This is a genomic window from Streptomyces sp. NPDC021093, from assembly GCF_044333135.1.
In the GTDB taxonomy this organism is placed as follows: domain Bacteria; phylum Actinomycetota; class Actinomycetes; order Streptomycetales; family Streptomycetaceae; genus Streptomyces.
Genome location: NZ_JBIRQJ010000001.1, coordinates 1077464 through 1090385 on the forward strand (window position 1 = coordinate 1077464; position 12922 = coordinate 1090385).

Below are 12922 nucleotides of genomic sequence, written 5' to 3' on the forward strand. Positions count from 1 at the left end.
GCTTCGATGACCGTCAACTCCGCCCAGCCCAACGGGACTTGGGCGTCCGCTCCCGCCCTTCCGCTGGCCGCCACCTGGTACGGGCAGCACGACAACGCCGTGCCGATCGCGGGCGGCGGCGCCGTACTGGTCGCGGGCGGCGCCGACAGCGCCTCGGCAGCCGTCAGCCATGCCGCCGTCTTCACCGCAGCGGCTGGTACCTGGCAAGCGGTCGGTGCCCTGAACACCCCCCGGCGGCTGCACACCCTCACCCTCCTCACAGGCGGGAAGGTCCTCGCCGTCGGTGGCACCAGCGGCTCGACGCCGGGTGCTCCCGCGCTCGCGACGACCGAGCTGTACGACCCGGCGACGCGCGCCTGGACCGTCAGCGGCGCCATGGCGGGCCCCCGCGCGGGTCACAGCGCGGTCCTGCTCGCCGACGGCAGGGTGCTCGTCGCCGGAGGCACCGCCCTCCGGTCGGCCCAGAACGTCAAAGCCCTGCACACGGCCGAGCTCTACGACCCCGCAGCGGGCACCTGGTCGGCCGCGGGCGACATGACGGAGGCCCGTACCGGACACACCGCCGTCCCGCTCGCGGCCGGAGCCGTCCTGGTCTGCGGCGGCACCGCGCCGGTCGGCGGCACCGAGGACCCCGCCCTCGCCTTCTGCGAGTTGTACGACTCAGGTACGAAGAAGTGGGCGCCGACCGGCAGCCTGCGTGCGGCCCGCAGCCACCATCAGGCAACCCGGCTCTCGGACAGCAAGGTCCTGGTCACCGGCGGCAGCGCACCGGGGGCGCCCGGCGGCGGCCCGTTCGACCCGTTCAGCCAACGCACCGCCGAGCTCTACGACTTGGCCACCGGGACCTGGAAGCCCGCGGCCGACATGCCGTCGGGGCGTGCACTGCACCGTGCGATCCCGTTCGGCCCGAGCGGGGTCCTGGTCATCGGGGGCGCCGCCGACGACAAGGACGAGGCCGGCTACCGCAGCGCCGTCCTCTACGACTCCGCCACGGACTCCTGGGCCCCGGCCGCGGGACTGGCGGGCGGCCGTTGGGCGTTCGCCGCCGCGCCACTGCCGGGCGGCAAGGTCCTTGTCACCGGCGGCACCGCCCGCACCGGGACGGCCGCCGCCGACCCCGCCGTACCCGAACTGACCGCGAGCACGGAGATCTTCACCGCCGGAGGCGCCGCATGACCACGAATGCGTACACCGCCGGAAGCGCCGGAACCGCTGCCATCGCCGGAACCGCCGGAGGCGCCGCGTGACCACCAACGCGTACTCCTTCCTGCCCTGGCTGCGCGCCGGAATCGCCACCCGCATCACGGGCGACCCCGGCACCTCGGCGCGCGCCCGCATCCCGGTCCGGCTCCGGATCTCCGGCGAACCCCTCAAGGGCGGCGGACCGCTGGTGCAGGAGATCGAGCGAAGCGTCCAGCTCTACGGCCCGGGGGACGTCACCGGCATCGACACCCGCGCGATCTCCCGTGCCGAACCCCGGCCCGGCACCACCAACTACGAGCCGAACTACCTCGCCCACATCGAGTTCTGCGACGAGGACTTCCCCTGGCGCTACAGCCCGGCCCCGCCCGACGACACCACCAAGCGGCTGGCCCCCTGGCTCGCCCTCGTCGTCCTCGCCACCCCGACCGCGTCGGCGAACGGCACGGCACCGGAGTTCACCGAGAGCCCGCAGGGGAGCGGGCCGCTGCCCGTGATCGCCGTACGGGACACCGCCGCCACCCTGCCCCGGCCCGACCAACTCGGCGCCTGGGCCCACGTGCACGTCAATGGCTCGCTGACCGGTCCGGTCACCTCCGACGGCACACCGGCGGCACTGGCCGCGCTCGGTGAGGTGCTGCGCACCCGTCCCGACGACGCCTGCTCGCGGCTGATGTGCCCGCGCAGGCTGCGCCCCGACACGGCGTACGAGGCGTTCCTGGTACCGGCGTTCGAGACCGGGCGGCTGGCCGGGCTCGGGCTCGACCCGGCGGGTTCGCCCGGCGCCGTGTACCTGGCGTGGGGGCCGCCGTACGCGGGAAGGCCCGCCTCGGGACAGCTGCCGTACTACCACCGCTGGCAGTTCACCACGGGCAGCACCGGCGACTTCGAGTCCCTCGTCCGGCTGCTGCGTCCGCAGCGGCCCGACCCGCGGGTGGGGCGCCGGGACATCGACGTCCACCGCTCGCCGGGCCTGGGCCTGCCCGGCATCCAGACACCGGCTGCGCTCGGCGGCGTACTGCCGATGGGCGGCGCACTCAAAGTGCCGCAGCCGGCCGGCACCCCGCCCGACGACGCGGAGAACTGGGACAACTTCCACGACCGGCCGCCGCCCGCAGCCACGTACCCCCACCCCTTCCAACAGGCCCTGGCCGCGCTGCTCAACCTCGCCGACGAGTACCAGCGCCACGCACCGGCGGCGGCGCACGCCGCGCTCGAAGAGGTGCCGCTGGAGGGGCCGCCGCCCGCGACGGCCGCCGACCCCCTCCTCACGCCCTCGCTCTACGGCAGGTGGCACGCGCTCACCCCGCGGCTGCTGACCCGCCAGGACGGCACCCCCGTCCCCTCGCCCGAGAACCGCAACTGGGTCCACCGGCTCAACCTCGACCCGCGTTTCCGCGTCGCGGCGCAGCTGGGCACCAAGGTCGTCCAGGCGCGCCAGGAAGAGCTGATGGCCGGAGCCTGGGCGCAGGTCGGCGACGTGCTGGCGGCCAACGCCCGGATACGTGCGGCGCAGTTGGCGCGCGAGGTCGGGCACGTACTCCAGACGAAACATCTGGACCCGGCAACAGGCACCAGCGCGGCGGCGCTCGCCGCCGCCCCCTCCGGGCGCTCGCTGCGGCTGACCGCGCCCGCGCACTCACGGGTGACGTCCGCCACCGGAACCCCCTCGGCGGCGACCGCCGGGACCCCCTCGGCGGCGGCCACCGGGACCCCCTCGGCGGCGACCCCCGGAACCCCCTCCCCAGCCGCCGCCGCGCTCAACGGCCGGGCGGAGAAGGTCGCCGTCGGCTTCCGGGTGGCCGCCAGCCAGGTCGCGGGCGCGCCGCTGTCCCCGGCGATGCGGCGGATCACCCGGCCCCGATCGCGCCTGATGCGGGCGCTGCCGTTCACCCCGGAGCGTCCGCCGGACGCGCTCGTACCCCGGATGGACGCCGCCTCGTCGCCGGTGACGGCCGTACCCGCCAAGACCACCCCGCCCGGCCTCGTCACGGCCGAACGGCTCGCTGCCGAACTGCACCCCGGGCCCCCTCCGGCGGATCCGGTCGAGAGCCTGCCGCACAGCCCCGACTTCCGGCTGCGGGAGATCGGCGACCCGGTGGTGCCGAGGCCGGGCGCCACCGACAGCCCGGAGGCGGCCCGCTTCAAGGGCGCACTGCGCGAGCTGTACCAAGCCCGGAACGTCGCCACCTCGGTCGGCAGGGCCGTCCCGCGCGCACGGCTCGAAGTCGCCGCCGCCACCGGCGCGGTGCTGTCCGGGCTGCGCGCCGACACGACGGTGCCCAGGACGCTCCTGGGGTCGGTCGAACTGCCCGAGCGGCTGCGCCCGTTCGCCGACGACTTCATCGAGGCGATGGCGTACCCGGTCTTCGACCTGCCCACCTACCGGGCGCTGCTCGACCAGTCGGTCGACGCGTTCGTCCCGCACCTGGGCCTCCTCCCGCAGAACTCGATCACCCTGCTCGCCAACAACCGCGAATTCATCGAGTCCTACCTCGCGGGCCTCAACCACGAGATGGCCCGCGAACTGCTCTGGCGCGAGTACCCCACCGACCAACGGGGCACCCCCTTCCGGCAGTTCTGGGACCCCCGCACCGCACAGCTGAGGCCGGGGGAGAGCACTGCTCTGCGACGAGAGCGGTGCTACGACATCCCGCCGGTCCACACCTGGCCGACCACCGGACGCCTCGGCCGGAACCCCAATCCTCCCCCCGGCGGCGGCCCCCGCAAGGAGGACCTCGTCCTGGTCGTACGGGGCGAACTGCTCAAGCGGTACCCGACAGCCGCCGTCTACGCCCAGCGCGCCGAATGGCCACCAGGCAAGGACGGCCTCCCCGACCTCACCCAGGAACGGGTGCCCGTCACCCTGCCCGACGAGGACCGGCCGCCGCCCTCACTCGTCAGGCTTCCGCTGTACGAGGCGAAGGTCGAGCCCGACCTCACGCTCCTCGGCTTCGACCTGGACGCCGACGAGGCACGCGGCGCGCCGCCCACCGACGCGGGCTGGTTCTTCGTACTCAAGGAGCGCCCGGGGGACCCGAGGTTCGGGGTCGACGACGCCGCGCCGACCCGGGTGGAGGTCTGGAACGACCTGTCATGGACGGACGTCGACCCGAGCGGGCGCGGCTTCCTCGAACTCGACGGCCAAGTCAGCGTCCCGCTGGCCGGCTTCGACGGTTCCGAGGACGACCAGGAGAAGCGCGCACAGCGCGCAGAGGACGAGAACCTGCCGCTCTGGCACGCGGGCCTCAGCTCCGCCGACCTCGCCTACATCCTCTTCCAGGTTCCGGTCCTGGTGGCCGTCCACGCACAGGAAATGCTGCCGCGATGACGCAACCGACGACGCATTCGACGACACCGTCGGCGACGCAACCGACGACGCCCTCGGCGACGCAATCGACGACGCCCTTGTTGACGCCCCGAGCCGCCTCGGCAGGCATGCCTTTGGGCAGGCCCGGGGCCGCCCGGCCGAGCAGGCCTTCGGTTACGCCTGGGGCCGCGCCCTTTGGTACGCCCTCGGCCACCCCGCCGCCGACGCCTTTGTTGACGCCCCGAGCCGCCTCGGCAGGCACGCCTTCGGGCAGGCCCGGGGCCGCCCGGCCGAGCAGGCCTTCGGTTACACCTGGGGCCGCGCCCTTCGGTACGCCCTCGGCCACCCCGCCGCCGACGCCCTTGTCGACGCCCCGAGCCACCTCGGCAGGCACGCCTTCGGGCAGGCCCGGGGCCGCCCCGCCGACCATGCCTCCCGGTACGCCCAGGGCTACGTCTTCGGGCACACCCGGGGCCACGCTTCCCGGCACGCCCGGGGCCACGCCTTCGGGCACGCCCGGGGCCACGACTCCCGGCACGCCCCCGGTCACGCCTCCGACCGCCCCGGCTGCCGCACCCCTAGCCACCCCGCCGACCAAGACCCCGCTCAGCGACGACTTCCCCGTCCTCCTCGGCCCCGTACGGATCGAGACCCGTTTCACGACGACCGAGCTGCTGATCCGGGTGTTCCCCGACGACTGGGCGGTCGACAAGTTCGAGCCCCGGCCCACACCGGCCGAGATCGCCGCGCTCGACGCGTACTGGACCGCGCGCTGGGCCGCCGCGCGCGAGAGCGCCGCGCTCCGGGCCGCCGAGCGTGAGCTGGCCGGGCGGATCGCCCCCGGACGGGCCGCCTGGCTGCTGGGGCAGCGGGTGCCGGGCAACCCTGGAGAGGAACCGGCAGCCGTCCCTCCGGGCACGACGGTGCTCGTGGTCGTCGGCCCCAAGCCGGTGGCCGCCTCAGACCGGCCGCCGACGACCGCGTACTGGACCGCGATCTGGCGTGCACACGGCGACCGCCGCCTGCTGCGGCAGGCCGACTCCGTGCTGCTCACCGCGGTCGGCGCCACCCGGGCCGCCGCCATCAGGGCGCTGCGCCCCGCCGGAGTCGAAGGGGCGCCCGTCAGCACGGGCGACGCCGTACAGGTGGCCTTCCTGGTGCTGCCGCCGCCCGCGCCCGGCTCCACGGAACCCGAGTCCTGGACCCGCGCCGCGCGCGCCCGGCTGCTGCCCGAACGCTTCCAGGCGCTGGGTTACGTCGGCGGAGCGCAGGTGCTGTCCGCGACCGGCGCGCCCGTGCCCGACACGCTGCCCGTGAGCCCCGACCCCACCGCCGTCGACCAGATCTCCGTGGACCCGGCGACCGGAGCCCTGCACATCCCCGACGAACTGCGCTGGCTCACCGACTTCGACCGCGCCGTCGCCCTCGGCATGGGACTGCGCGTCCCGCTGGACGACCGCACGCGCGGCGGCCTCGACCGGCTGCTCGTGTTCGGCCTGCGCAAAGAGACCGACCCGGTCAAGTCCGCACAGCAGCTCTCCGACCTGATCACCCAGCAACTGCGCGGCCCCGACGGCTACGCGCTGCTGCCGCAGGGCACCCCGACCAACAACACCGAACGGTTGCCCGCAGGACAGAGCGATGCAGCCGAAGCCGAGTCGGCCCTGCGCCCGACGGCGACTACAGAGTCCACAGCAGCCACAGCAGCCACAGCAGCCACAGCGGTCTCCGCGGCCTCTGACTGGACCACCAGGACCGACGGCCGACGCCTCACCGAACTCCTCGGCCTCCCGCCCGCCCTCCTCGACGGAATGCCGCACGCCGACACCACCGACCAGCGCGAGGCCCGCGCCGCCAACACCGCACTGTGGCCGGTCACTTGGGGTTCCTTCCTCCAGACCGCCATGCACCCCGTACTGGACGCCGAGACCGTCCGCAGGACCCGGGACTTCTTCCTGCGGTACGTCTCCGGGCGGGGCCCCCTTCCGGCCGTCCGGGTGGGCAGCCAGCCGTACGGCATCCTGCCCACCACCGCGTACTCCCGCCTCGTCTGGCCCGAATCGGCAGTCCATCTGCGCGGCCTCGACCGGCTGTTGAGCGCGGCGGCGCAGGACTGGCAGGCCGCCGCGGGCAAGGTCGCCCACCTCGGCAAGGACACTCAGGACACTCAGGGCGCCCTGGACACTCAGGGCGGCCTGGACACTCAGGGCGCCCAGGGCGCCGACGACCCCCACCAGCTCCTCCTCGACATCCTCGCGCTGCACCCCACCTCCGCCGAGTACCACCAGCGGTACGCCCAGAGCGTCGAGGACTTCTTCAACCGCGAGAACCTCGGCGGCCGGGGCGCCGCCGTACTGCCCGCACTCGACCGGCTGAACATGCCAGGACCGCTGCGCGCACTCCTCGCCCGGCTCGGGCACCCGAACGGCAGCCCGGACCACGACCCCGACCTGCTGCGCAAGCTGTTCACCGACTTCCAGCAGCCACTGCTCGCGCCCCTGATCGACGACCGCCCGCTCTCCGAGACCGACCCCGTACGCGCCTACACCCCCGACGGCCGCAACTACCTGCGCCACCTCGCCGACCAGGCGGCCGTCAGCCTCGACGCGGTCCGGCTCGAACTCGGCTTCACCGACGACGCACCGCCCGCCGCCCTGCTCCACCTGCTGCTGCGGCACGCGGTGCTGCTCGGCTGGGCCGACTCGGCCCGCAACCTCGCCGTCGCCGCCGGGGTGGCCACGCCCGACGAACTCGCGGCCGACCCGCCGTTCGTGCACATACGGATACCTGACCCCGGCCAGACACTGCCCAGCGAGAGCCGCTTCCGGCGGCTGTACTCGCCGGAGCGCGCCGTGACGGGAAGCCCCGACCAGCTCCTCGTCGACTTCATCCCGGGCACGATCGGCAAGACCCCCGCCACCGCCGAACTCGCCGAACAGATCAAGGCACTCGGCATCCTCGCCGACCTCCCCACGGCCCGGCTGGAACGACTGCTCGCCGAACACCTCGACCTCGCCACCTACCGGCTCGACGCCTGGCGCCTCGGCCTGGCCACCGCACGCCTGGAGGAACTGCGGTTCGGCACGGACGGCGGCACGGCGGCTCGCCCCGGACTGCATCTCGGCTCGTACGGCTGGCTGGAGGACGTCCGGCCCAGCTCGGCCCCACTCACCCCGGTCACCCTCACCGGCAAGCTCGCGGAGATCTTCGCCGACGGCGCCCCACTCCTGCACGACCCCCAGAACGCGGGCTTCATCCACGCCCCCTCGCCGGGCCACGCCAGGACCGCCGCCGTCCTGCGCGCCGGGTACACGGCCAACGCCGCCCGCGACAACCCCGACACCTTCGCCGTGGACCTCAGCTCGGCACGGGTGCGGATCGCGCTCGGCCTGCTCGACGGGCTGCGGCAGGGCCAGCCGCTGGGCGCGCTGCTCGGCTACCGGCTGGAGCGCGGCCTGCACGACCGGCACGAAGAAGCGGAGATCGACCGCTTCATCACCGCACTGCGTGAACGCTTCCCGCTGCGCGCCGGGAAGATCCCGCAGACGGCGCCCGACCCCGACAGGCCCGTCCCGATCGAGCAGGTCGAGGCGCGCAACGTCGTGGACGGCCTCGCCCTGGCCCGGCACGTGACCCGTACCGGAGTGCCGGACACCTACCCGTTCGGACTGGAAGGCGTGCTGCCGCCCGCGGACCCGGGCCAGGCCGCCGCCCTCACCGCCGAGGTCCGCGCACTCCTCGACGTGCACGACGCACTCGCCGACCTTGCCGTGGCGGAGAGCGCCCACCAGGCGCTGGCCGGGAACACCGAGCGCGCCTCCGCGACCCTCGACGCCTACGCGAAGGCGGGCTTCCCGCCCCAGCCCACCGTGGTCGAGACCCCGCGCAGCGGCACCACTCTCACCCACCGCTTCGGCCTGAGGCTCCGTCCCGGCCTGCGCCCAGGCAGTCGCGCCACTCCCAGGGCACAGGCCGAACCCGCCGTCAACGACTGGCTGGAGTCACTGCTGCCCGACGCCGACGACACCGTCGCGCACGTCACCTGGACCGACCCGGTGAGCGCCCAGGGCCGAAGCCGTGACATCGCCCTCGACGACCTCGGCCTCGACCCGATCGACCTGCTGTGGACGGTCCGTTCGGCGGGCGCGGAGGCGATGACCGACCTGGAGGACCGGATCATCGGCGCGGTGGTCGACCGGGAACACCCGCGCCCGGACACGGTCCTGACGATCCGTCACACCGTACGGGTCCCCGGCAAGGTCACCTTCTTCGAACTCTCGCCGCTCATCGGCGCGTTGCGCACCCTGCTGACCACCTCCCGCCCCCTGCGCACCAGCGACCTGGTGCCCGCCGCGGGCACCGCGACCGTCGACCGCAGCGCCGACGACGCGGTGTCCCTGTCCCGCGCACGCCCCGCCGCCGTACGCGACTCCCTCACCGAACTCGACGAGGAGGCCGCCGACTTCGTCCACGACCTCGCACCCCTCTACCCGGACCCGCCCACGGCGTCGTCGCGAGCCGCAGTGCTCGCCGCCCTCGACGGATTCCTCACCCGGTACGCCCAACTCGCCACCACCGCGGCCGGGTTCGGGATGGTACGCAGCGGCTGGGGCGAACTCGTCCAGTGGCGCAGGAGCGCGTACGCCGAGGTGCTCGCCGCCGTCGCCACCACCGCGGCGCGCATGGCACGGGCACTGGCCGAGGCCGACGCGTTGCTCGCCCAGTACGACGCGCTGCCGCCCGTCACCCCCGACAGTGAACGCTTCCGCGTGCTCCAGCAGGCCGAGCGCCTCCTCACCACCCGCCCGACCACTTCTCTCCCCGGCCGCCCCGCCCAATTCCGCAACACTGTCGGCAACCGCCGCACCGCCTTCCGCAACCGCCTCCAAGCCCTGAACCAACAGTCACGTACGACCAAGAACACCCTCAGTGGACTGCTCGCCGAGGTCTCCGGGCTGCTGCCCCTCACCGACATCGACCCCGCCGGGCTCGACCTGACACCCATCGAGGACCGGGCCGTCGCCTTCGGCCGTGAACTCCTGGGCAGGGCAAGGGCGTTGCGCACCGACATCGCCGTCCGGCTGACGGCCGCCAACGCCGCGCTCACCGAGTACGACCAGGCGGTGACCGGGCCCGACCGGGTCGCGGCGGGCACCGAGGCACTCAGGGCGATGCTCGGCCCCGAAACCCTCGTCGTCCCCGAGTTCGAGCCGCCCGCAGCGCTCACCGCCGAGTGGACCAAGGCGCGCCGGGACAGCGGCAAGCTCGTGGAGCACCTGACCCGGGCGCCGGTGAACCGGGACTTCCCGCTCGACGACTGGATCCACGGGCTCGCCCGGGTCCGCGAGATGCCCCGGCTGTGGGAGCGCGCGGTGCTGCTCGGCTCCGCGCTGCGCGGCAACCTGGGCAGCCGCGACGACGACGCGGAGCCCGCGCTGGAACCCGTACAACTCCCGTATCGCCCGAACGACCACTGGCTCGGCATGGAGTTCGCCGACGGAGCCACCGGAGCCACCGGGGCCGCGTTCACCGAGGACCGGCTGCTGTTCACCGCGCACTACGCCGACGGTGCGGACGAGGACGAGCCGCACTGCGGACTGCTGCTCGACGAGTGGACCGAGGTGATCCCCGCCGAGCGGGAGACCACCGGGATCACCGCCGACGTGGACCGCCCCGACTCCGAACCGCCCCAGGCGATGCTGCTGGTCGTACCGCCCGTACGCACCGGCGCCTGGGACACCTCCGATCTGGTGGCCGCGATCCATGAGACCTTCGCGATGGCCAGGACCCGCGCCGTGGAGCCCGTACATCTGGAGGACAGCCCGTACGCGCACCTGCTGCCCGCCACCCTCATGTCGGCGACCACCGAGCCGATCACCATCAGCACCGATCTCGCGACCGCCAACGCGCGCTGGAAGGCCGACCATGACTGAGCCACGCATCGTGGACCTCGCCGGAGCGCTCCAAGGCCGCGCGCACCCGGCCGTCGGCGTGTGGAACCGGCTCGAAGGCAGGCCGCGCACCACCGACTTCGACCGGGCGCTGCGCGCGGAGGTACGGGACGCGCTCTGGCTGCTGACCCGGCAGTGGCAGCTGGGCGAGTTCCAGGGCACAGACGCGGGCTCGCCCGTGACCGCCAGGTACGCCGTGACCACCAGCACGCCGAGCCGGTTCCGCCCCGAGGGCGGGCCGCCCGAACCGCTGCCCGCCGACCGGCCGCTGGAGACGGTCGCCGAACGTCGGCCACTGCCCTTCGCCCTCGGCGCCGAGCTGATCTCCTTCGACCTGCGCCTCGCGCTCGGCCGCCGCTGGCTGAAACTGGTCTCCGACGTGCCGGTGTTCCGTGCGCACGACGTGCCCGAGCAGTTCATCGCGCGCTACCCCGTCGCCCTGCCCGACCCCACGGACGAGGCGGACAGCGCGCTGGTCGCGCACCCGGAGGTCTGGGCCACGATGCAGGCGCTCGCCGGCCGGAGCATGGACGGCCACCTCCTCCTCCAGCACCTCACGGCGGAGGGCGGACTGCCGTCGGACGGCATCGACCTGCCGCGCCCGCACCGGGCGACCCTCGATGCGCTCGCACCCCGACTGACCGTCTGGTTCGACCAGTTGATCGACCACCCGACCGGGGTGTCCCCGGAACGCCCCGACGGCGACACCACCTGGAACGCCAGGCGCCTGGAACACTCCTTCGCGGTCTCCGCACCCGCCCCCGAGGGCGGGGAGCAGGTCCTCACCGCCGCCGAGTACCCAGGCGGCTCCCTCGACTGGTACGCCTTCTCCACCACCCCCGGCGGCTCCCTCGGCGGAGCGGACCCGACCCCCACCCCCGTAGGACGCACCGTCTTCCCCTCCCCGGTCACCTTCGCCGGGATGCCCCTGCCGCGCTGGTGGGCGGTGGAGGACGGAAACACCAACTTCGCCGCCGTCACCCCCGACAGCACCGACCTGGCCCGGCTCATCTTCCTGGAGTTCGCACTCGTCTTCAGCAACGACTGGTACCAGCTCCCCTGCGACGTGCCCGCGGGGACGCTCGCCACCGTTCAAGGGCTCGCGGTCACCGACGTCTTCGGGCAGCGCCGGTGGATCACCCCTGCGGGCACCGGCGAGCAACAGGACTGGCAACACTGGTCGATGTTCACCCTCGGCACCGATGGCAAGTCCGGCCTGCTCCTGCCGCCCGGCACCCCGAAGGTCGCCACCGGCCCCCCGCTGGAGGACGTGGCGCTCGTACGGGACGAGAACGCCAACCTCGTCTGGGCCATCGAGCAGACCGTCCAACTGGCCAACGGCGGCGGGCGCAACGGCGACGAGGCCGCCGCCGAGCACCTCGCCCAGCGGCGCAGGCTCCACCCGCCGTCCCCGGCCGACGACCCGCGCGCCGACGTCGCCTACCGGATCGCGAGCCCGGTCCCCGAGAACTGGATCCCCTTCATCCCTGTACACGTACCGGGCGACAGCCGCAGCGTGCAGCTCCAGCGCGCCTCGATGCCCAGCGAGGTGGACGGCACCCCGGTCCGGCCGCGCACGGCCCTGGTGCGCGAGGGCCTGGACGCGGGACGCCCGTACTTCATCAACGAGGAGGAGGTCGCGCGCACCGGCACCCGGGTCACCGTCGCCTTCAACCGGACCAGGTGGCGGGACGGCCGCGTCGTCGTCTGGCTCTCGGCCCACCGCAGCACCGGCCACGGCGAGCGCTCCAGCGGTCTCGCCTTCGACCTGCTGACGAGCGCAGGGGGTCGTGGCAATTGACAGGCGTCCTCCACGGCAGGACGGTGCCCCCATGCCGTGCAAGCCTGCGGCGCCGCGAGAGTGAGGGGCGCGTCATGACCGTCGCGAAAGTCGACACCGGCCTCTGGGCCACCGGCCTCGGGCTCGCTCCCGGCCAGGAACACTCGTGGATCCAGGCCGACCAGAACTACGGCCAGGTCCGCTGGTTCGTCGCCCATCCGCTCGCGCTGCCGGGGACGGAACGCCGGCTGGAGGTCACGCACGTGGGCGAGTGGGTCAGCGCCTCGGGGGTGCGCACCATCAACGTCGTCGTCAGGAACGTCGGCTCGACAACGGCGAACTACGGCATCTTCGTCGCACAGACAGTCTGAGGAGAACCGGCATGCGTGCTTTCGTGCTGTACGACAAGGACGGCACCATCACCTCGGCCGGCATTCCGGCGGCTGCGGACACCGGTAGGCAGGCCCTGCTGAGCCAGCCCGAGCAGGCCGTCGCCGAGGTCGACCTCCCGGACCCGGGCGCACCGGGCACCGCCACGACGGGCCAGGACGCCGGAGCAGACCTTGCCGACCGGCTCACCCAGGTGATGGCGGAGTACCGAATCGAGGTATCGGGACACGGGCCTTCGCTCGTCCGCAAGTAGCGACGTCGAACGCCGGCCCCCTCGGCGAGGGGAACCGG

Annotated in this window: 6 protein-coding genes; all 6 read left to right on the plus strand. The window is 73.8% G+C overall.

Features of this window, described 5'->3' with window-relative positions; all coding sequences use genetic code 11:
• Positions 1-6: 6 nt before the first annotated feature.
• The 6 genes from ACH4SP_RS04780 to ACH4SP_RS04805 all read left to right on the plus strand — a co-directional run bounded on the left by ACH4SP_RS04780 (position 7) and on the right by ACH4SP_RS04805 (position 12884).
• Positions 7-1176, plus strand: coding sequence for a Kelch repeat-containing protein (locus tag ACH4SP_RS04780; protein ID WP_398409218.1), 1170 nt, complete (start codon positions 7-9; stop codon positions 1174-1176).
• Positions 1177-1243: 67 nt separating this feature from the next.
• Complete coding sequence (locus tag ACH4SP_RS04785) at positions 1244-4531, plus strand: hypothetical protein (protein WP_398409219.1); 3288 nt, start codon at positions 1244-1246, stop codon at positions 4529-4531.
• A 407-nt stretch (positions 4532-4938) separates the two neighbouring features.
• Positions 4939-10443, plus strand: a complete 5505-nt coding sequence (locus ACH4SP_RS04790) for a hypothetical protein (protein ID WP_398409221.1) — start codon at positions 4939-4941, stop codon at positions 10441-10443.
• Positions 10436-12262: a hypothetical protein gene (locus ACH4SP_RS04795; RefSeq protein WP_398409223.1), complete on the plus strand. Its 1827-nt coding sequence runs from the start codon at positions 10436-10438 to the stop codon at positions 12260-12262. The genes ACH4SP_RS04790 and ACH4SP_RS04795 overlap by 8 nt, the downstream gene beginning before the upstream one ends.
• Positions 12263-12336: 74 nt before the next feature.
• The gene (locus ACH4SP_RS04800) at positions 12337-12612 is read left to right on the plus strand and encodes a hypothetical protein (protein ID WP_398409226.1); all 276 of its coding nucleotides are present in this window, start codon (positions 12337-12339) and stop codon (positions 12610-12612) included.
• 11 nt (positions 12613-12623) lie between these two features.
• Positions 12624-12884 carry a hypothetical protein gene (locus tag ACH4SP_RS04805; protein ID WP_398409228.1) on the plus strand — a complete coding sequence of 87 codons (261 nt, stop codon included), beginning with the start codon at positions 12624-12626 and terminating at the stop codon, positions 12882-12884.
• Positions 12885-12922 lie beyond the last annotated feature (38 nt).

Excerpts from the sequence above, each read along its gene's own strand:
- ACH4SP_RS04780 (WP_398409218.1), top strand. The coding sequence starts at position 7 with ATGACCGTCAACTCCGCCCAGCCCAACGGGACTTGGGCGTCCGCTCCC.
- ACH4SP_RS04790 (WP_398409221.1), top strand. The coding sequence starts at position 4,939 with ATGCCTCCCGGTACGCCCAGGGCTACGTCTTCGGGCACACCCGGGGCC.
- ACH4SP_RS04795 (WP_398409223.1), top strand. The coding sequence starts at position 10,436 with ATGACTGAGCCACGCATCGTGGACCTCGCCGGAGCGCTCCAAGGCCGC.
- ACH4SP_RS04800 (WP_398409226.1), top strand. The coding sequence starts at position 12,337 with ATGACCGTCGCGAAAGTCGACACCGGCCTCTGGGCCACCGGCCTCGGG.
- ACH4SP_RS04805 (WP_398409228.1), top strand. The coding sequence starts at position 12,624 with ATGCGTGCTTTCGTGCTGTACGACAAGGACGGCACCATCACCTCGGCC.